This window comes from Paenibacillus sp. OSY-SE, assembly GCF_000283315.1.
Classification (GTDB): Bacteria; Bacillota; Bacilli; order Paenibacillales; family Paenibacillaceae; genus Paenibacillus_B; species Paenibacillus_B profundus.
Map to the genome: position 1 here is coordinate 63,169 of NZ_ALKF01000189.1, position 21,773 is coordinate 84,941.

The 21,773-nt window shown below is 49.4% G+C and carries 16 protein-coding genes and 1 riboswitch; of the genes, 4 read left to right on the top strand and 12 right to left on the bottom strand.

The window, feature by feature from the left end; all coding sequences use genetic code 11:
- Positions 1–22: 22 nt before the first annotated feature.
- On the bottom strand, positions 23–334 hold the full coding sequence (locus A372_RS0118645) for a hypothetical protein (RefSeq protein ID WP_019422407.1): 312 nt from the start codon (positions 332–334) through the stop codon (positions 23–25).
- Positions 335–602: 268 nt separating this feature from the next.
- On the opposite strand from A372_RS0118645, the gene asnB reads away from it, so the two are divergent.
- Positions 603–2,450 carry an asparagine synthase (glutamine-hydrolyzing) gene (gene asnB / locus A372_RS0118650; RefSeq protein WP_019422408.1) on the top strand — a complete coding sequence of 616 codons (1,848 nt, stop codon included), beginning with the start codon at positions 603–605 and terminating at the stop codon, positions 2,448–2,450.
- A gap of 354 nt (positions 2,451–2,804) precedes the next feature.
- Here asnB and A372_RS0118655 read toward each other — a convergent pair whose 3' ends face one another.
- From A372_RS0118655 to A372_RS0118670, 4 genes are all read right to left on the bottom strand, one after another.
- A complete protein-coding gene (locus A372_RS0118655; RefSeq protein WP_019422409.1) occupies positions 2,805–4,103 on the bottom strand; it encodes a homocysteine synthase in 1,299 nt (432 codons plus the stop codon).
- Between the two features lie 149 nt (positions 4,104–4,252).
- Complete coding sequence (locus A372_RS0118660) at positions 4,253–4,894, bottom strand: XTP/dITP diphosphatase (protein ID WP_019422410.1); 642 nt, start codon at positions 4,892–4,894, stop codon at positions 4,253–4,255.
- Entirely contained in the window at positions 4,878–5,663 is a 786-nt protein-coding gene (rph, locus tag A372_RS0118665) for a ribonuclease PH (protein WP_019422411.1), read from the bottom strand. Before rph ends, A372_RS0118660 begins: the two co-directional genes overlap by 17 nt.
- A 76-nt stretch (positions 5,664–5,739) precedes the next feature.
- Positions 5,740–6,810, bottom strand: coding sequence for a GerMN domain-containing protein (locus A372_RS0118670; protein ID WP_019422412.1), 1,071 nt, complete (start codon positions 6,808–6,810; stop codon positions 5,740–5,742).
- A gap of 279 nt (positions 6,811–7,089) precedes the next feature.
- Between A372_RS0118670 and A372_RS0118675 the strand changes: the two genes are divergently transcribed.
- The 3 genes from A372_RS0118675 to A372_RS0118685 all read left to right on the top strand — a co-directional run bounded on the left by A372_RS0118675 (position 7,090) and on the right by A372_RS0118685 (position 13,894).
- Complete coding sequence (locus A372_RS0118675; RefSeq protein WP_026011157.1) at positions 7,090–7,662, top strand: phosphatidylglycerophosphatase A family protein; 573 nt, start codon at positions 7,090–7,092, stop codon at positions 7,660–7,662.
- A 310-nt stretch (positions 7,663–7,972) separates the two neighbouring features.
- Entirely contained in the window at positions 7,973–12,325 is a 4,353-nt protein-coding gene (locus A372_RS0118680; protein ID WP_019422414.1) for an SdrD B-like domain-containing protein, read from the top strand.
- Between the two features lie 107 nt (positions 12,326–12,432).
- Positions 12,433–12,524: riboswitch (cyclic di-GMP riboswitch) on the top strand.
- 281 nt (positions 12,525–12,805) lie between these two features.
- On the top strand, positions 12,806–13,894 hold the full coding sequence (locus A372_RS0118685; RefSeq protein ID WP_019422415.1) for a CAP domain-containing protein: 1,089 nt from the start codon (positions 12,806–12,808) through the stop codon (positions 13,892–13,894).
- Positions 13,895–14,009: 115 nt separating this feature from the next.
- On the opposite strand, the gene A372_RS0118690 is transcribed toward A372_RS0118685, so the two are convergent.
- The 7 genes from A372_RS0118690 to A372_RS0118720 form a co-directional block, all read right to left on the bottom strand.
- On the bottom strand, positions 14,010–14,678 hold the full coding sequence (locus A372_RS0118690) for a class D sortase (protein WP_019422416.1): 669 nt from the start codon (positions 14,676–14,678) through the stop codon (positions 14,010–14,012).
- 126 nt (positions 14,679–14,804) lie between these two features.
- Positions 14,805–15,794, bottom strand: coding sequence for an MBL fold metallo-hydrolase (locus tag A372_RS0118695; protein ID WP_019422417.1), 990 nt, complete (start codon positions 15,792–15,794; stop codon positions 14,805–14,807).
- Positions 15,795–15,831: 37 nt separating this feature from the next.
- A complete protein-coding gene (locus A372_RS0118700; RefSeq protein ID WP_019422418.1) occupies positions 15,832–16,566 on the bottom strand; it encodes a class I SAM-dependent methyltransferase in 735 nt (244 codons plus the stop codon).
- Between the two features lie 249 nt (positions 16,567–16,815).
- The gene (locus A372_RS0118705; protein WP_019422419.1) at positions 16,816–18,114 is read right to left on the bottom strand and encodes a uracil/xanthine transporter; all 1,299 of its coding nucleotides are present in this window, start codon (positions 18,112–18,114) and stop codon (positions 16,816–16,818) included.
- A gap of 363 nt (positions 18,115–18,477) precedes the next feature.
- Positions 18,478–19,326, bottom strand: a complete 849-nt coding sequence (locus A372_RS0118710; protein ID WP_019422420.1) for a carbohydrate ABC transporter permease — start codon at positions 19,324–19,326, stop codon at positions 18,478–18,480.
- Positions 19,327–19,339: 13 nt separating this feature from the next.
- Positions 19,340–20,227 carry a carbohydrate ABC transporter permease gene (locus A372_RS0118715; protein ID WP_019422421.1) on the bottom strand — a complete coding sequence of 296 codons (888 nt, stop codon included), beginning with the start codon at positions 20,225–20,227 and terminating at the stop codon, positions 19,340–19,342.
- Positions 20,228–20,311: 84 nt separating this feature from the next.
- Positions 20,312–21,700, bottom strand: coding sequence for a carbohydrate ABC transporter substrate-binding protein (locus A372_RS0118720; RefSeq protein ID WP_019422422.1), 1,389 nt, complete (start codon positions 21,698–21,700; stop codon positions 20,312–20,314).
- Positions 21,701–21,773 lie beyond the last annotated feature (73 nt).

The window sequence follows — 21,773 nt, forward strand, 5'->3', positions numbered from 1 at the left end:
TTACAGAATGCCTATCCCGATGCTACGATTGCTGATCGAACATCTGCTCCACGAACCGCTTCGTATCTGCGGCACCAAGCTTATGGATGTACATATATACTGCATGCAATCTTTGCTGATAGGGAATGTTTATTTTTTCATTTGTTTGAATAGTGACCAGCATGAAACAGTCACGAAACGCATCGGTCTCCGCATCCCCCAAATCATCAATCAGCGCCTGCAAATGCTCACGTTCCGCTCCAGTCGCCTCAATAACGAATTCATAGCTCCCGGACGAAGGATCCGTAACGACCGTGCGTCGTTGAACGGACACGTAGTAAGGTTGGCGTTCCATTGCACACCTCCTTTTTTGTACCGCGCAGGCAATGGCGTTCATCAAAAACAACATGAATGCCTTCATCATCTCCAGCAGCATCACAGCGTATGCTAAGCGCGGTCGCTCTTCAGTGATATGACTCCAGAAGGAGTTTTTCTTATCATCTCCCGATGGACATACATCTTATGCTGTTTTTCGCATACCCATGGTATTATCTCAATCTTCCAGCTGCCCGGTTTATTCGGTCTTCCGGGGGACAGATTGATGCGGAGAGGATGAACGTAACATGTGTGGAATAACAGGTTGGATTGACTGGCACCGGGACTTGACGCAATGCTCCGGCATTTTAGAGCAAATGACCGAAACATTATCAGCGCGCGGCCCGGATGCCAAAGGAACGTGGATCTCCGGACCCTGTGCACTAGGGCATCGGAGGTTGTCCGTCATTGACCCGGTAAACGGCGCACAACCGATGATTCGGCAAACAGAACGCGGCGCCTACGCCATCGCCTATAACGGTGAATTGTACAATACAAAGGAATTGAGATCCGATCTGCAAAGCCGCGGACATCAATTTCTCACACAATGTGATACCGAAGTGCTGCTTGTCGCTTATTTAGAGTGGAAGGATGCTTGTGTAGAGCGGCTGAACGGTATTTTTGCGTTTGCGATCTGGGATGAGGCGGAGCAACGGCTGTTCATGGCACGTGATCGGCTAGGGGTTAAACCGTTGTTCTATGCCCGTGGCGAAGGATGGTTCGTATTCGGTTCGGAGCCAAAGGCGCTCCTTGCCCACCCCGATATTGAGCCAATCATTGGTCTGGAAGGCATGGCGGAGATTTGGATGGTTGGCCCGGCGCGCACACCGGGACATGGAGTTTACGATGCTCTGTCTGAGCTTCGCCCTGGACATACACTTCGCTACGATTATAATGGTCTCGCCATAAGCACATATTGGAAACTGGAAAGCGTTCCACACGAAGAAAATGCCGAAGAGACTGCCTCGCATGTACGCATGCTGCTGGAGGATACGGTCGAGCGTCAGCTTGTATCTGATGTGCCTGTGTGTACTTTGCTGTCAGGAGGATTAGACTCCAGCGCCTTAACCGCTTTAACCGTGCGCCATTACGAGCGGCATGGATTGGGCCAAGTGCATACGTACTCCGTTGACTACGTCGATAACGATAAGCACTTTCAAGCGCATGCTTTCCAGCCGAATGCAGATGAACCTTGGATTCGACGCATGGTTGAGAAGCTTGGCACAGAGCACCACTGGATAAAATTCGATACTCCTGAGCTGGTCGCTTCCTTGGAAGAGGCGGTGCGTGTCCGGGATTTGCCTGGCATGACAGATGTTGATGGATCTCTGCTGCGGTTCTGCCGTGAAATTAAACAAGGAGCCACCGTCGCACTCTCTGGGGAAGCTGCAGATGAGGTGTTCGGCGGCTATCCTTGGTTCCACCGGGAAGAGGCGCTCAGTGCCAACACCTTTCCCTGGGCGCTCGCAACCCCGCTCCGGGCGAGCCTGCTCAAGCCTGAAGTGGCAGAGCACATTCGTGCTGAGGAATACGTGGCGGACCGCTACGCGCAAGCGGTAGGCGAAGTTCCTGCCTTACCGGGAGAAGACGCTCAATCGGCTCGCATGCGGGTGATGTCGTATTTGAACATCACTCGCTTCATGCCGACTTTGCTCGATCGCAAAGACCGAATGAGCATGGGCGTCGGCTTGGAGGTGCGCGTGCCATATACCGATCACCGCCTGGTCGAATACGTCTTCAATACTCCATGGGAAATCAAGACTTATGGCGGACGAGAGAAAGGCCTGCTGCGTAAAGCGCTCGAAGGCGTACTCCCCGATGATGTTCTGTACCGTAAGAAGAGCCCCTATCCAAAGACACATAACCCGAATTACTTGAATATCGTACGCCGCAAAGCATTGGATCGTCTCGATGATTCAACTTCACCGCTGCATCAATTCGTCAATGCAGAGCGTATTCGCGACATCGCTGCTTCCGAGGAAGCTAGCTCCCATCTGCCGTGGTTCGGCCAATTGATGTCTGGCCCGCAGCTGTTCGCTTATTTGCTGCAGGTCGATGTATGGCTCAGAGAATATAACATACGGGTGGCTTGGTAACGGATAAACTTCTTTTAACTCAGCAAAATGATGACAAGTCCCGTATCGGCATGACGTCCCAACGTCAGCCGGTATGGGGCTCTTCTTTAACTCATCATCCACGAGAATTATTTGTCTTTTTAATACTCGTAGTTCCACTCGTCTTCGAGGCTTTGGTTTATTCATAATCTCGGTTCATACGTGCGGCCGTCAAGTTATTTCATTCTCGTTCACAATCAAGCGCAGCATGAAAAAACGCAGCCTTACGGCTGCGCTGTATGACTATGTTGTGATGTGCCATCTTATGTGACTGCTACCCAAACAAAGTCCTTCTTCTCGCCAGACTCAAACTGATGAGCCTGACCAGGCCATTTATTAGCTAGATTGGCTTGCCGCAATGGCTTGCTCCAAATCATACAAAATATCGTCAATCGATTCGGTACCGATGGATAAACGGATAATTCCGGGACCTACGCCTGCCCCAATTTGCTCTTCCTCGCTCAATTGCTGATGCGTTGTGCTTGCCGGGTGAATGATAAGCGACTTCGAGTCGCCGACATTAGCTAAGTGCGAAAATAATTTAACGTGGTTAATAATCTTCCGTCCTGCCTCGATGCCGCCTTTAATTTCAAAGGTTAAAATAGCGCCTTGGCCTTTTGGCATATATTTCTGCACCAGATCGTAGGATCGATGACTTGGCAAGCCGCAATAGCTTACTGATTGTACGGCTTCATGGCTCTCCAGGAACTGAGCCACCTTCAAGGCATTCTCGCTATGCCGCTCCATGCGCAGATGCAGCGTCTCGAGTCCTTGCAGCAGCATGAAGGCATTGAACGGAGACAATGCGGCCCCCATATCGCGCATGAGCTGCACCCGAGCCTTGATAATATAAGCGATTGGTCCGACGGCTTCCGTATAGACCAGTCCGTGATAGCTTGGATCAGGCGTCGTTAATCCAGGGAATTTGTCATTGGATGTCCAATCGAACGTTCCACCGTCTACGATAACGCCCCCGATGGAGGTGCCGTGACCGCCGATGAACTTCGTAGCGGAATGAACGACGATGTCGGCGCCGTGTTCAAGCGGGCGAAGGAGGAACGGACTCGGGAATGTATTATCGACAATGAGCGGAATGCCGTGCTCATGGGCGATCTTGGCGACGGCTTCAATATCCAACACATCGCCTCGAGGATTGCCGATAACCTCCGCGTAGAGCGCCTTGGTCTTATCTGTAATCGCTTTGCGGAAGTTCTCCGGTTCGCTCGAATCAACGAAACGCACCTTAATGCCCAGCTTATTGAGCGTGGTGGAGAAAAGATTGTGCGTTCCACCGTATAAGCTGGTGGCGGATACGATCTCGTCGCCTGCGCCGGCAATGTTCAAGATGGCGTATGTAATCGCCGCTTGTCCCGATGCCGTCGCGAGCGCGCCCGCTCCGCCTTCCAATGCAGCAACCCGTTTCTCAAACACGTCGGTAGTCGGATTCATCAAGCGTGTATAAATGTTGCCAAATTCCTTCAAAGCGAACAAATCCGCCGCATGATCGGTATCTTTAAATGCATAAGACGTTGTCTGATACAATGGAACCGCTCGTGATAAGGTTGTAGGATCCACCTCTTGGCCGGCATGAACCGCCAGCGTTTCAAATCCAAATGTCCGTGTTGCCTCACTCATAATCATCCATCCTCCTTTGCCTTGTTGGAAAATATTCTCTCACATTTTCTCGCGCTTGGGAAGGACTAAATCTGAGTAACCTTATAGAAAAAGACACCTAAACATGCATAATGCGGCTAGGTGTCTCATATAAAGCTAAATTTGCAGTTTTAGCGCAGCTTCTGCTGAAGCTGTCGGATGGCATCTCCGCGGTGGCTGATGCTTTGCTTCTCTTCTGGCGACAGCTCTGCCATCGTACGGCCGAAATGAGGCAAGTAGAACAGCGGATCGTAGCCAAAGCCGTTCCTGCCGCGCGCTTCACCGATAATATAACCATCGGCCGTCCCCTGTACTTCCAAAGCTTGACATGAAGCCGGATCATACAGCGCCAGCACGCATACAAATTGTGCCTCGCTCAATACCTGAGCTCCCGCATCGAGCGACAGACCTGCTCCCATGTCCTTCGGTGGCAGCTTCGCCAGTTCTGCCAGAAGCTTCGCATTGTTAGACTGGTCGTTGCCGTGCTCGCCTGCATAGCGCGCGGAATAGACGCCCGGCGCCCCGTCAAGGCGTGCTACGCACAGCCCAGAATCATCGGCCAGCACCGGAAGCGCTACAATTTCCGCCATCGTCTTCGCCTTCTTCAACGCATTCTCTGCAAAGGTCTTGCCGTCTTCTTCGATATCCGGAATATGCGGAAAATCCGCCATGCTCAATACTTGCTTGCCCAAAGGGGAGAAGGCAAGCTGAAATTCCTTCAGCTTGCCTTGGTTCTGTGTCGCAATAATAATCGTATTACTTGCGATTTCCATGTCCGCCAGCCCCCCCTGTCGCAGTCATTGCCTGCACGGCAATTTTATCCGCGATAGGTCCGAGCGCTTCCTTCTGCAGCTCCACGATATTCATAATCCCCTTCTCTGCGCTCGCGAGGAGCTCGTTCAATTCCTCGCGCGAGAACGGACTGTCTTCGCCTGTTCCTTGAACTTCGACGAATTTTCCGTTCCCGGTCATGACTACGTTCATATCTACTTTGGCTGTAGAGTCCTCATTATAGTTTAAGTCAAGCAGCGTTTCACCTTGAATAACCCCGACGCTGACGGAAGCCAAAAAGTCGGTGATCGGGAACTTCGGCAGCGAATGCTGAACTGCAATCTTGTTGATGGCCATGGCCATCGCGACAAACGCACCCGTAATCGAAGTCGTGCGCGTTCCCCCATCCGCCTGCAAAACATCACAATCGAGCGTAATCGTCCGTTCGCCGAGCGCATGCAGATCTACCACAGAACGCAGCGCGCGTCCTATTAGGCGCTGAATTTCCATCGTTCTACCATTGACTTTGCCGCGTGCCGATTCGCGCTGATTGCGAACTTGCGTCGCGCGCGGAAGCATCGAGTATTCCGCCGTTATCCACCCTTTGCCTTGACCTTTCATAAACGGGGGAACTTTCTCATCGACCGAAGCCGTACACATAACGACCGTGTCGCCTACTTCGATCATTACGGATCCTTCCGCATATTTATTCGTGTTCGTCCGAATCGTAATTGGGCGGAGGTCATCCGCCTTTCGTCCGTTGCTTCTCATGTAAGTGCCTCCTACAATTCCACTGTCATCCGTAAAGTAACATCCCCTATTCTACCAAAGACCTTGGCGAAAATCATCAACCTTTCCAAGCCAAGTTCACAACAGGACGTGCCACCGGCTCAGAATAGTCTTTCTTATCCGTACCTTGAATATCCGCCATGCCGTTCATTTTGACCTGCACCTTGGCGATGCCTTTCTGCTCCGTCATGGACAGCACGACGGCTTTTACCAGCTCCGCGGGAATCGGATCACCCTCTGCAAACATGCTGTCTGCCAAGTCCACCGTCAACGTATCGCCTGAACGGACAATTTCGTTAATTTTCGTTTCCTTCGTAATAGTCATGGCCATCGCCTTTTTATCGAGCGGACCTTCAATCATTTGCTCCAGCGCTGCCTGAATAGGATCGTCAGAAGGCTCGATCAGGCGCGTAACCGGAACAAAATATGATTTTCCGTCCTCACTGTAGCTCGAGAAATAGAGCGTGACCGGCATCGAATGCAAATAGTTCACCGTGTCCGGCTTCTCTACGTTAATCCCGAACTGACGGTTAAGCGGCACATCGAGCGGCATGCCATCCACGGGCATTTCATTCAATTTCTGCGAATCCATCCACAGCTGAACATTCTCGATATCTGGCAAAGAGGTCAGCGTCCACGTGATCGACTCCAATATTTTACGCTCCTGTGCCGGTTCATAGCTTGCAAACTGCTTCGACAGCTCGACAATAGCGAGCTTCTGATCCGGCTTGAGCGTCAAGTTCGTTACGGTTGTCCCTTTGGGGAGCGTCGCTGTAAATCCAGAAGGCAGCTTATCCTTATGCATGCCTCCCTCCACAAGCAATTCCATGGACGCTTGCGCCAGCGATTTCGTATTGTCCGCATCCCATTGGTACGAGATCGGAGCCAAATAACCGTGACGATCCTGTACGAACACCGTCATGTTGGTATTCAATTGCGCTTCATCCTGCAGAGACGGGCTTGTCCCGAGCAAGCTGGTCTTTGCTTCCGCCGAGGCCAACATTTGCGCCTCCACATCAGCTGGCGGCTGATCTATCGCTCCGTCGCTTCCTCCACAAGCGCTGAGCAAAAAAGGCAGTGTCAGCACGACCGCGAGCGCCCCTTGTCGTAATCCTCGTGTCCGCATCATATGCGAAACACCTCCTTAATGACGATTTCGTCAGGGGTGACTATGATGCGTTCCCCTCCCGTTTGTCCTATGTATACGAGATGGCTGTCCAAAACATGACGATTTTAGGGATTTTAGAGAGGTTGTCCAAAAAGTCACCTTTTTGAACACGCACTTTAAGGCAATTGTTTCCTCCTCTTTTAAGTAGAGGATGAAGGTATTGGGTGTATCTTTGTCGTATACATAAGAGTACCCATCTGAAGAAATAATATGGAAGTGAAAGAAAAAGAGGTGATTGCCATGACTCAACCGATCGAACCAATGGCTCGAGAAGCGACTAAACCGTACAGCTTGGATAGTGAAAAAGTGCAAAACGCTACGCGCGAATGGCTGTTGAAACGGGGCGTGACTGTTGATAAAATCGCGGAACTCGTTATGTTTCTGCAACAGCAGTATTTTCCGGAACTGACAATGGAGTATTGTATATACAATGTAGAGCAGGTGCTGGAGAAGCGTGAAGTTCAGAACGCTGTATTGACGGGTATCCAGCTCGATATTATGGCTGAAGAAGGCAAGCTGTTTCCCGCCCTTCAGGAAATGGTTGAGAATGACGAAGGCTTATACGGCGTAGATGAAGTGCTGGCGTTCTCGATTGTCAATGTATACGGAAGCATCGGATTTACGAACTTCGGCTATGTGGATAAAGTAAAGCCGGGCATTCTGGAGAAGCTGAACGACAAACGCGACGGTGAAATTCACACGTTCCTCGATGATATCGTCGGTGCCATCGCGGCTGCGGCCAGCAGCAGAATCGCCCACAGGAAGCAGGCCGAACGCGAAGAGGAAATGGGGCAATTGCGGCAAAATGAATAGGCACGATAAATAGAGCTGATGAAAACCGGTTGCGGTGATCATCAGCTTTTTTTTGTGCGGATGCCTAACAATACGCAATTTCAATCCACGTTTCAGATTTTGTATAGATGGATCATTTAATATACCGTAGGAAAGCGCCTTGGGATACGGGTGAAACCAATCGTTTTCATGGACAAGAAGCGAAAGCCATGATGCAGGCGCGACTTGTCCCTATTTCAAGGAGGTGTGCTGCAATTATTGGCCTTAGTTTCGAGATTCAGCGCGTTACCAAGTTCAGAAATGAAAATCGAGGAAAGGAGGAACCATCCGTATGAAGAGAATCAAGAAGTTTCAGGCCATTGTATGGGCGTTAGTGCTTGTATTGAATGTCGTGCTGTCCCCTGCAGCGGCACATGCCAATGATGCATCAGGCGATGGCAGCATCATCAGATTGAGCGTGAACGAACAAGAGGTGCTGACTGGAAAGACGTTTACTTATACGATCGATTACAGTCTTTCCAGTACAACGGGAGATTTCTCGAGTGCTGTTATCGAACTCCCCCTGCCCGAAGGTGTCGAACTCGTTAATGATGATGGGAAAGGCTTTAAAGGCGACGAATTCGCACTAGGAGAGTATGACGATCAGGAGCGCAAGGTCACGTTTACCTTTAAAGCTGACACAGCGTCCGGCAAGACAGGAACACTGCAGGTCAACGCTCGTTTCCCTAACTATACAACGCCTAACGGGACGACTGCTTCAACAAATGTCGCTTTTAAACGCAGCCCTGACAGCACGCCTGTCGAGTTCAATACCGCTGCCGTCACGGCAGTCGCTTCCGCAGAATGGGCGCTCGTAAAGGAGCGGGTCGTTCCCGTTGAGGGAATTCAACCTCGGCCCGGAACTAATGTCACCTATCAAATAACGCTCAAAGATATAAAGGGAAAAAACAATTCAGAAAAATACGGAAATCTTAACGTAAGCCATGTGACCATTACCGACATTTTGCCGGACGCAGCTGCGTTCATTAAGGCTGAACCTGCGCCATCTTCCCAGAACGGTCAAACACTGACATGGGACATCGACGCCGATAAGCTGAACAACAAACCAAAAGATCGTTCCGCAACTATTCTCGTCACCGTGTCTTATCCAGAAAATGTGCTTGAACTTGTTGAAGACGACCCGCCAGTCGAAATAATTGATGAACATGGCAAAGTCGTATATAAAGGTTCCGGGGTAACAAATAAAGCTGCGGCTTCTTTGCAGCCATTGGGCGAAAATCCGCTTGATAATCTCAAAGCTGAGGCTAAACACGGATTTATAAAAGAACCTAATGGCGGCATGTGGATCTACAAACAGATCTGGGACGGCGCGGAAAAAGAACTATCAGAAGGACAGGGAGTCACCTATTCGATCGGAGGTCTCAGCAACTCGGCCAACGTGCCGTTGGACAATGTGAAGATAACCGACATGACACCCAAGGGCATGACCTTGGAGTTTATCGATCTCCCTAGATTTGCCGGAGAGCAGCTTGGCTCATACAGCTTGGAATATACGACAAATCCTGAACCCGATGAAGGAGATTGGAAAATTTGGAGAAGCGCCCTATCCTTCCTTTCTGAGTATAGAGTAGACGCCAAAGATCTCCCTTCGGTAAAGCCTGAGGAAATTAAAGGTATTCGGCTCGTATTCGGCAATGTTCCGCTTCATTTCCAGCAACAAAATGCACTGCAATTGCGTTATACGTTCACGTCTTACAAGGACGTGGAACAAGACGGGTACAAATACGGAAGTTTCCCGCTCTTAAATCAAAAATTTCCCGATAACAAATATGGATATTTAGACGAGGAAAATGGTCTGCCATCCGATGAAGAGGCTCGTTTCCACAACAAGCAATGGAAGCAGATCATTAACTATGCCAAGTTGGAATACGGATATGGTACGGAACGGAAAGAGCATTGGGATGCAATCAAGGCTCTCGCCGTTGCCGAACGTCCGCTCATTCAAGTGGAGAAATATGCTAATGGCTCCTCATTCAAGCCAGGCGACAAAGTCACGTATACACTCAAAGTGACGAATAAAAGCCCGAACGGCGTACCTTTTAAAGATCCGATCGTATCTGACTTGCTGCCGCGAGAGCTGGAGTATGTAGAAAGCTCTTGGAAGTTGGATATGGAAAAAAGCGCTGTGCCAACTCCAGATTTCAAACGAGAAGATCTCAACAGCCAAGGAAGCAAGCTCATTTGGACGTGGGGTCCAGACACCTTTACTCTGGAGCCGAACAAGACGCTCATCATTACATTCGACGCCAATGTGAGCACAGGCGTAACGACAGGCGCGATCGATAATGAAGTGGAAGTTACATCGGCAACGCAAACTTATGTGAACAGCTTCCCTAAAAACTTTGACAACCAAAAGTTCAAAGATGGCAAATGGTACGTCTATAGCAATGTAACAATCAACGTTAATTCGGCTACCAATCTTGAAGCGGTGAAGTATGTGCAAGGCGATCTGGACAACGGACAATGGTCCAAATATCCGGCTATAGGAACCGTCTCATCCGGTGGCAAAATCAACTACAAGCTGGAAGTAAAAAACTCCGGTACTGTTGACGTAAAAAAGGTAACGATCGTTGATGTTCTTCCGCGTAAAGGCGATATCGGCGTAATTGACAGATCACCGCGTGACAGCAAGTGGAGCCCTATTTTAACAGAGGCGATTAAGTACGAGAATGTGGACGTCTACTACAGTACAAGTAACAATGTATCCATGACGACGGGCTCGTGGAGCACCGAACCGCCGCAAGATCTGACGACGGTAAAAGCTCTGAAATTCGTGTTTGCGCAGCAAACTGCTTTAAAACCTGGGGAAACGAAAGTGCTGGAATGGACGATGCGGTCGCCTGTTGGGGCACCGGTCGGAGATGAGGAGATCGCATGGAATTCTTTCGGCTTTACGGCTTCACGGACCGACACAAATACCGACCTGTTGCCAGCCGAACCGCTCAAGGTAGGAATTAAAATCAAGAATAGTCCGAAGGCTGAGATCGGCAATTATGTTTGGTTTGACAAAGATGGCACCGGAATTCAGACGAATGATTCCCATTTAGGCGTCAACGGCGTCAAAGTAGAATTATATGACGCCGACAGTAAGGAACTTCTGGAAGCCACGTTGACAGGTGACGATCATAAAGGGAACCCAGGCTACTATCTGTTTACAGGACTAGATAAAGGTAAATATTTTGCAAAATTCCATCTTCCAGAAGAGTATACGGGGTTCACTAAACAAGGTGCAGGCGATGACAGGAACCTTGATTCCGACGCCAGGCCAGAAGGCACGACGGACATCATTGAGCTCAATAGAGGCGATAAACGCCATGACATCGATGCCGGATTAGTAAAGAGAAAACTCCCGCCTAACCCTGAACCGAAAAAGGGAGCAATCGGAAAATATGTCTGGTTTGATACGAACGGCAATGGAATTCAGGACGATGGGGATACTGGCATCAACGGTGTTACCGTGGAGTTGTACAACAATGAAGGCAACAAGAAGCTCGCTTCCACAGTAACCCGCTCCGTATACTACAGTTCAGTTACGAATTCGGTCTATGATCCTACAGTAACGGGTTCTGTGTATGATCCGACTGTGACTGACTATGTATACAGGTCCGGCTATTATCTCTTCGATAACTTGGATGCAGGCGATTATAAGGTCAAATTCTTTGCACCGGACGGTTATACCTTCACTCTGAAAGACACAGGCGACAATAGGGCACTTGATTCCAACGCTTATAAGGACGGGTGGACAGATGTCATAGCTCTTGCCCAAGGTGAGCATAACATGACAATCGATGCGGGACTCGTTCGCAAACCGGTAGATCCAGTTGAACCTAATAAAGGTTCCATCGGTAATTACGTCTGGTTCGATGCGAACCGCAATGGGATTCAGGATGACGGGGACACTGGCATGAACGGCATTACCATACAACTGTACGATACTAACGGCACATGGTTAAGATCAACGGTGACAGAATCGGTATATAAAGACACGGTTACCGGCGCAGTGTACGAATCAGGCAAACCTGGATACTATCTCTTCGATAACTTGGATGCAGGCGATTATAAGGTCAGATTCATTGCACCGGACGGCTACACTTTCACTTTGAAAGGTGCAGGAGACGATCGTTCACTTGATTCCGACGCTTATAAGGACGGGTGGACAGATGTCATAGCTCTTGCCCAAGGCGAGCATAACATGACAATCGATGCGGGACTGATTCGCAAACCGTCGGCACCAGGCCCAGATCCCGATCCTGATCGACCAGGCGGGTCAGACAATTCCGGAGGGGATCCATCTACACCGAATCCAACGACGGAGCCTGATAGACCGTCTGAGCCATCTAATCCGGATTCAGAACGAGACGAACCTTCCGATGTCAATTATCCAGGAGACAACACTGAAGGAGAACAAGATGAAAATAACGATGACGCTAATGATACCGAGATAGATGGCGATACCGACTCCAAGCCAATAACGGATGAACAGCCAAAATCCAAACCAAAAAATATGGATACGCTGCCTCAAACAGGCGAAGAATCCCCTGTCACACCTGTCATCGGTGTCATCTTATGTACGTTAGCTCTCGTCGCATGGTTAGCACGAAAAAAATTGTTCGCGCAAAGCTAACCAAATAGCCGTCAAGGAAAGATGCCTCACGGCTTGTAACTGCCCAAAATAGTATGTACAACCTTTTCTGATTCATATATAGTGTAAATAGTTACATTGATATTCGAAATGGATAACGGCAAACTCTAGCGAAAGCAGAGGACGCAAAGCCACGGGTCTAATGCATGTGTATACATGCGATGACAGCCGGGTTGCCCTAATTGCGACATTTGTCGTCGCGCTTATTTGAGCGCCGCCGTTAGGGCGGCGCTTTTTGTCGTCGCCCTAACATACCGTTATTCATCTCATTCAAGCATAAATCTTAAAAGTGCGTGTTCAAAAAGGCCGGTTGTCAGCACCGAGAAGGTTACAGGAACTCGAAGCGTATGCTTCCGAAGCGAGCTTTGCTCCGCAAAATTTGTAAGGAGCAGCGCAGTGTAGGCGAGACTACATGAGCAGCGGACTTTTTGAACAACCTCTAAAAGAATGGGAGATGGTATTATGTCGAAACGTGTTGTTTCAATATTAGGCACTTATAACGCTGCGGTATACAGACGACAGCATTATACACAACGAGGAAAGTGGTATGTACCCTTATTCGTCACCATTATGATTGCGGCCTTGTTCTGTTCCTCTCAATCAGCACATGCAGCCAATAAACATCCCGCGACTGCATCAAGCGGCTCATCTGACCTTTATACCCAGACGATTGTGAAGTCAAGTTCGAAGAACCAAACTGATTTCATTGTGCAAGGCGTATCCATCGGCATGAGCGAACAAGCTTTGATTGATGTGTTAGGAGAACCAGCCCGCAAAGATGTAAGCGAATACGGCTTTGAATGGTTTATCTACAATCACAATTATAAGCGGTACTTGCAAGTCGGCGTAAATAACAGCAAAGTAGTAGCTCTCTACACGAACGCCCAAGATTGGACATCCGCGAGCGGCATTCAATTTGGTTCGACGAAATCAGAGGTGGAAGCTGCACTCGGCCCCGCACTCACCAAGATAAAAAAAGGGAACACCAATTATAATTACAAAGACAACGGCGGCAAGCTGAGCATTCATCGAGTTGGCGACCTGTATGCAACCGTATTTTACGATTTGAACCAGCAGGGCACGGTTACGGCGATTCAGCTTATCGCTGCGGAAACGGAATTAGCGTTTAAAGGATACTACGGTACGCCTAGTGAACGCTTGCGTGAAAGCTTTGAACGGGAAGTGTTCGATCTGACCAATGCTATCCGCGTGCGCTACGGCAAGGAACCATACGAGTGGAACGATGTTATTGCGGATACAGCACGCAAACATAGCACAGATATGAAGAGCAGAAATTTTTTCAACCATAACGACCCTGACGGAAAAACACCTTTCGATCGGATCAAAAAGGACGGCATCACTTACAAAGTGGCTGGAGAAAACATTGCAGCCGGCCAGACAAGTGCCATCTTTGTCCACGAGGACTGGATGAACTCTAGCAAGCACCGCAAAAATATAATTGGGGATTATGAACAACTGGGCGTCGGGATATCCTTCGGGGGCAAATCAAATGTGTTCTACACGCAAAACTTTTATACTCCAAATCTTTGACGCCACGCTCCGGACAAGCATGTTACGGACAAGCACGCACAGCCGCCGCATGAATAAGATGTGGCGGCTTTCATTGCAGCTTTCCGCTCCAACTTTAAGTGCGTAATCAAAATGGTCACTTTTCAGCACCGAGAAGGGCCTTAATAATGAGCCGATGTGTCGGATTATCCATCGGTTCGCAAGTAATCAGCGTCAATTGCTTGTCATCCTTGTTCTGATCAAGCACGGACAAGTCTTCCGGTTCGACTATAAACTTCGTATTCACCTTGTATACATAAGTGTTGTTCGTCGTTTCGATCTTAATTTCATCGCCGGCTTCGAGTTCGTCAAGCCGATTGAAGTGCCGTCCGAATGTTTGGCTGCGGTGACTCGCTAGAACGAAGTTCCCCGTTGTGCCCGGCGTGCGATTCGGCACTACGACCCCACTTCCATGCTTCAACGACTGTGCTGTGGCTCCCGCAAGCATCGGCTCCCGCAAATCGATTTTCTCAATCGAGATGGCGCCATATAAAGGTATGCCGTCTATCATCACTTCAGGATCTGGAGCTGGTTCTGGAGTTCGTACATCAGATGTAGGGAGGGATGCTTTAGAGAGTAGAGGCTGTGCCAAGTTATCCGCGTAAGAGCTTTCCTTCGGAATAGCGTCCCATTCGGTCAGCAAATGCAACTCTCGCTGTTGTTCCACATACTGCACCCACTTGGGATAAAAGATTAATATTAAACCGACAAGCAGCAACGTGAGCGCAGTTACGTTCCATATTTTCATTTTGACGCGTGTGTTCATGGCAATGATTGCACTCCCTTTCCACGTTAAAGTGCGTGATCACAAGTGGACTTTTCGAACAACCTCTTAAAGTATGACCTTATTATGTTTACGCAAATGGCGCTATTCTGATTCGGATGCAACACGCTATCTGTCGGATGTTGTTGTCCATTGCCATGTATGCAGCGGTTGCAGCTTCTGCGCCAGCCCCCGACGCTCCAACTCCAGCAGATGAGCGATCATCTCCCCCATAGCGAACCGGAACTGATGCACCGTCAACCGCTCCAACGAGCCGAACCAAGTGCAGCACAGTTCATAGGCTGTGCGAGGCTCTGTCAAGGAAGCGGCGATCCCGGCGAGACGCTCTTCGTGATGGCGCAGCAGTTCCTCGATGCGAGAGGAATAGTGACTGAACGGATGGCGATGACCCGGCAGCGCCAGATTGACTTTCAGTTGCAACAGCCGCTTAAGTCCCGTCATGTAAGAATAAAGCGGCTCTGGATCGCTTCCTGGCATAAAGCTTACATTCGGAGAAATTTGCGGCAGCACATGATCCCCGGCGACCAGAATACCGCTTGCTTCGTCATAGAAGCTCATATGCCCGGGAGCGTGGCCGTGAGTCTCAATCGTGTTCCAACTACGGCCGCCAAAGACAACTTTTTGATCGTCTCGAATAAAGCTGACTTGCGGAAGCGGAGACACAAGCGGAATGAAGCTGTCCATATGTTCGCCTATGGCCTGCACGACCTCATCAGGCGCGCCGTGCTCTTCAAATAACAGCTGCATGGTGGACGCCATCGTCTGGGAAGAATCCCACAGCATCTGCGCATGACGCCACCCCGTCTCCGACAGCCATACCGGCGCGCCGAATTGCCGCTGCAGTTCGCCCGCTATGCCTAGATGATCGGGATGATAATGGGTAAGAACGATTTGCGCCACATCGCCGCTGTTGATGTGCAGCTGGGCAAATACCTCTTCCCATGTCCGTTCCGCCTGCTCCGTCCGCAAACCCGGATCGACGATCGTCCACCCTTCCTCCCCTTCCAGCAAATAAGCGTTGACCCATCGCAGGGAGAACGGCAGCGGAACTTTGACTTGAATGATATGCTCGGCGGCGTAATCCAACTTCACCGTCATTTCTCGGCCTCCGTCCGTTTATTTATGTACCGGCCGGTCAGGGTCTATGCCCGACCATAATCATCCGCGCCGCCTGCTGTTCAGCGTAAGGCGTGCCGTCATAGCCTCCGTATACGGCATCCAATTGAAGCCCTGCTTCCCTCATCATGGCTTCGAAATCCGGAAGCTCATACAGACGGACGCGCTCTTCATATTGCCGCTCGTCGTTCGTCACCATATCGGTTAACGTAATGTCCTTCTTCACGAATCCGGCTTCAATCCGGCGGCGTTCCTGAATGAGGGTTCCTTCGGCTTCACGCTTCGACTGCGGCACCAAATGGTGCTTAACGTAGGACGGATTCAGGAAATCTACAATATATCGTCCCTGCGGCTTCAATACGCGGAATATTTGTTGAAATACCCGTGCATTGTCATCGTTATCTGTAAAATATCCGAATGAAGTAAATAAGTTCACCACTGCATCATAAGGACCATCCACCGGAAGTTCACGCATATCACCGCGTATGAATGTAACCTTTCCTTCTGCATCATGTTCCACGGCCTCGTGCAGCAGCACCTCCGATAAGTCTATGCCTGTCACCTGATAGCCGGCATCGGCGAGCGCAAGCGCGTGTCTGCCCATTCCGCAGCATAAATCCAATACGGTCGCAGAGGACGGCAGCATAAGCCAATCCATCATGCGGTGGACTTCCTCGGTTGCCCCTTGAAAATCCCGATGCTTATATACAAGTAAATAGTCACGACCGAAGCTCCGTTCGTACCATTCTGCCATTGTTATCACCTCAAATTGTCTATTATTACATTGTAACGTTTGCACTCAGGTTTGCATAGCGAAAAGCTGACCTCAGTTGTTTTCACTAAGTCAGCTTTTGCTATCAATGAGCGGATACTCATGGATTCCATCCGAGGCATAGACATGAACCTGGGCAGTGGCATATAACTCCAATCTGCCCACCGGCGTATATATTTCCTCAAGGCTCTGACCGCTGTAGCGATATTTCAGCAATAAATACAGAACAAGTCATACATCCAATCGTTCCCAGGGAACGAGCCATTCCAATAGTAAAGTTAGCAAAATGCCCATCAGCAATCCGTTCGATACGAGCGGCCGCACTAACGCAGGGATTTGCACCCATGCCTCATTCGGAATCGTCATCCAAGCAAGCCCGACAAAAATAGGCAGAGCCACCCGATAAATGGTACGGGCACTGAATCGTATTCCTTCCAAATGGCGCAGCGCAGAGCCAAACATGCTCAAGTAGGCAACAAAAAGCACGGCATTGCCTACCGTCAGCGGCATAGAAGCAAACCATTGCGCCACTGGAGGAAACACACCGAACAGCGCAAATGCACAAGCTCCTATCATAAATGGGCGTCGTTCAGTAATGCGCGTCGACTGGAGAAATCCGATAGAAGACGCATACGTAGCAAAAGGGACCAAGCTAAATATGCCGCTCAAAATATACATAAAGCCTGTCACGGTAAAAGAACCCTTATATTGGCATACGGTCGTCGGCCGGCCGTACAATTCTTCCGCCGCTTTCAGCGTAGCCACAGTATTGGACAGACTGAGCAGCCCGGTTATAAAGGACATGAGTATGATGCCTGCATTCAACTGATGGAGATCGGGCTCCCCCCAAACGAAGGGGCGCCATGCAAATCCGGAAGCAGCCGGCACCGTTTCCGCTGCAGGAAAGAGCACGACGTAAGCGGCCCATCCTACGACAATGCCGATAAGAATCGAGAAATTGCGTGCGAATCCTCGGCCCCGAATATTGAGCCATAACGTAAGCGCGACAATCGCAATGGACAAACCTGCAACGGCAGGGTCAATGGTCCCGCTGTCATTCAGCCCGAGCATCCCTTTAGCAAAAATGAACACTAATTGGGCACCTAACAGCGTAAGCACGACGAACATGACGAATGAATTGAACCAACGCTGCAGTATGCTTCCGAAGCCGAGCAATCCCAGGACAATGACCGCAGCCCCGGACAGCATGACGCCGACAGCAAGTGAGCCGCCCAGTTCCGGCAAGGATAGACCCATCGATGGCGCCGAAGCGCACAGACTGATGATGACGCCCCACCATAAGCCAGCCTGTCCTTCCATGAGCGCCAAGCGGTGCCCCAACCAGCCTTGCAGCAAGCAAGCCGCTCCCGTCAAAAGAAACGCTCGCTGCATCGTAAATGCAATCTCCTCCGGCGGAAGCTGGAACGCATGGCCAATCGTCAAAGGAATGACGATCGTGTTCGTAAACATAAAAAAGAGCCACTGCACAGCGGCCAATCCCGTGCGCGCTCCTTTCAATGAAGATGTCATATCTGTTCATCCCCCTGATGAAATTCAACTTATCATCTATCCTAGTGTTGTCCGCTGGAATGATCAATCTTTAATTTCGCTAAGCATGAGAAAAGCTGTTTAGGTCTCTACATCCTTGTCAATGCGCAAAAACTCTCGCCTTCAGTCGTACCTTATAAGATGGGGCTCGGCAACATTTTCGGTAATAAAAATAAGGGGAACTGCCATTCTGAATGATGGGGAGAGTGGAGCAATGGATGAAACAGACATACCTTCTTCGGGAAAGAAACGTGATGAGGTTCAGAGCAATAAAAAAACCGACACACGTCATCGCTGACGCATATCGGTCCATGTGATTGATAGCTTCAAAACGCGCCTTTGCGCCTAGCCTTTTAGCCCGCCCATGCTGATGCCAGCCGTCATTTGACGCTGCAGGAGCGAGTAAGCGACGATTGTCGGCACCATGACGATGACGAGGCCTGCGAAGAGCGCCCCCCAATCGGTGGAGAACCGCTGTATTTCCATCAAATAGACAAGGCCTAGCTGTAGTGTACGTTTCGTCTCCGTCGTAATGAACGACAACGCCATAATATATTCGTTCCAGGCCGCCATAAAGTTAAAAATGATAACCGTGATAAGGGATGACTTGGCCATCGGTCCGATAATTTGGAACAAAATCTTCGTGTTCGAGCAACCGTCAATCGAGGCCGCTTCTTCATATTCTTTTGGAATGCTGGACATAAATCCGATTAATAGAAATATCGTGTACGGAATGTTCACAGACGCGTATACGATAATCAATCCCCACAAGCTGTCCAGCAAGTGGATTTTGCCGAGCAGCAGAAATAACGGCACAATCATAAAGGCAGAAGGAATAAATAATGCCGACATATAGGCGTTGCGCAGCCAGCGCATCGCTCTCGACTTAGAGCGTGCAATAGCGTAAGCGGCCATGAAGGATACGAATACACACAGTGTGACCGATATAACCGTCACGAATACGGAGTTCATGAAGTAATGGCCAATGCTCGCCTTCTCAAACGCATTCATATAGTTCGTAAATGAAATGCTGCTAGGCAGCGACCACGGATTTTCATAAAATTCTTCTGTCGTCTTAAACGAGGTGGTGACCGTCCAGAACAATGGATAGAGCACCGCTAAACTGTACAAGAGCAATAGGATACGGACGCGAAGGTTGCCCATAAATTTCCGGAATGAGAACTTGTTCTGCATCGTAGCACCCCTCCTAATATTCCACTGCGTCTTGCCCCATCAGCCTGTCGCTGATGAAGGATAACGTCAGGGAAATGAATAACATAAACACGCCGACCGCCATTGCATAACCGAAGTTCCCGTTCTGGAACGCCTGCTTGTACATATAGGTCATCAAGATCTCCGATGATCCGTCCGGCCCGCCGTCAGTCATGACTTGAATGTAGACAAAGCTCTGGTTGAACACTTGAATAAAGAAGAAAATAATCGTAATCCGCAAAATGCCCCAAATAAGCGGGACCGTCATATGGGTAAACTGCTTCCACTCGCTGGCGCCGTCGATAACGGCCGCTTCATATATATCGTTCGGAATCCCTTGGATAGCCGCGATATAAATGATCATATAGTAACCGATTGCCTGCCACACCATAGGAAAAATAAGTGCCCACAGAACGGTAGATTTCTCACCTAACCAAGCATGTATCCATGAATTCAAGCCGGCAGCTTCCAGGAAGGAATTAAGGATGCCGAATGTCGGATGATAAATGAACGACCATAAGATCGAGATGACGACAATCGCCAGCACGTTCGGGAAAAAGAAGATCGTACGGTAAAATGTCGTTTCACGCAGCTTGCGCCGCGTCAACAGAACAGCGAACAAGAGCGAAAAACCCATCGTAATCGTAGGTACAACTAGGAGTAAAAACACGTTGTTCGTTAATGCCGTCCATACTTTCGGGTCATGAATCAAGGTTTCAAAGTTCTTCAAACCGATAAACGTCACTTCGTCTGACATCCCGCTCCAATCATAAAAAGCCATCACGATTGCCTGGAAAAATGGATACAAGGCAAAAATCGAAAAGATGATTAGCGCGGGCAGGGTACAGAACACGAGGAACCATTGTCTTGATTTCGTATTCATTCGGTCCACATCCCTCAGTGTGTAATACTTGCGGGAGCCGGGGGACTCCCGCAAGATCCTATCCTTATCTATGCCTCTATATATTTACTGCGACAACTCACGCAATTTCGTAGCGTAGCCTTCCATGCGCTCGATCCACTGCTCCACCGTCATATCCTTGTTCATCACGCTGCTAATCGCATCGAACATTTCTTTGTTGATATTGATTTCCGTCTTCGGTGTGACGTTCCACTGGAATATAAGCGGCTTAACGCCTTCTTCAAAAATTTTAATCGAGTTATACACCGATTCTGGCACAAAATCTTTCACGAGCCCGGAAGCATTCTTCACGGCAACGATTCCCGTCGTCTTCTCGGCGTTCAATTTGATGCTGTCATCACGATATTGGAACTTGATGAACTCTTTTGCCAACTCGGGATTTTTCGCCTTTTTCGGGATGAACAAGCCTTCATATACAGTCAAAGCGTAACGGTCATCCCCTTTGTTGAATATCGGCGGCGCCATAAATCCGAAGCGGAATCCCTCTTCACGAGGCGCGTCCTTCATTTCGCCTTCGAACCAGCTTCCGTTAGGAATAAACAACGCTTTTCCTTTCAAAAATTCCGTCTGTGCCTGCGTATGGTTCATCGCAACGGTACCTGGCATCAAATAGCCCTTTTGCGCGATGGTGTCGAACAGTCCGAACACTTTACGAACGGCATCCGATTGGAATGCGCCCTCTTTGTAGCTTGCTGCATCTTCGATCGCTTGCTGTCCGCCTGCCGACGCAATGCTAGGGAATACGATGTTGTCATTGTAGGTCGGGTAAATGCCTTGATACGTAAATAGGAAGCGGCCATCTTGCTGCGCAGTATCGTGCATCGCAAACAACTCGTCCCATGTTTCTGGCGCTTTCCACCCCTTCTTCTCGAACAAATCGGCGTTATACCACATGCCAAGCGTCGAGATATTAAATGGAGCTACGACGATTTTGCCATCGCTGTGCGGCGCCGCGTAATTTAATATGCCGTCTACCATTTTATCCTTGAGTGGCACCGACTCTCCTGTAAGTGTGGAGTCGAACACGTCGTTCAATTCCAGCAATGCTTTCTCTTTAATCATCGTCTGGACAGTGCCTGTGTTGTCAGTCATCGGTGCATAAATAAAATCCGGTGGATTGCCTGCAACGATTTGCGGCTTAATGATATCCATAATTTTCGGGTTTGACGTCATATTTACTTTAACCCCTTGATATTCTTGTTCGAAGCGGCTGATCACTTCTTCCCAATAAGCTCGGCCGAAGCCGCCTTCAAATACGGCAATATTCAGCTCTTTGTTCTCAAAATCCGGTTTACCTTCTTCGTCTTTCGATGTTTGCGTCGTGGTTTCGCCGCCTTTTGTCGTCTCTTCGGCTGCCGGCTTGGAGTTGCCGCACCCGGCAAACATCGTGGCTACCAACGTGAGTATGCATAACATTATCCATGTTCGCTTCATGTTGTATGACCTCCACTTTTTAAAATGTAATTGCTTACATTTCTATCGTAACGGAAACTGCTGAGCTGCAACA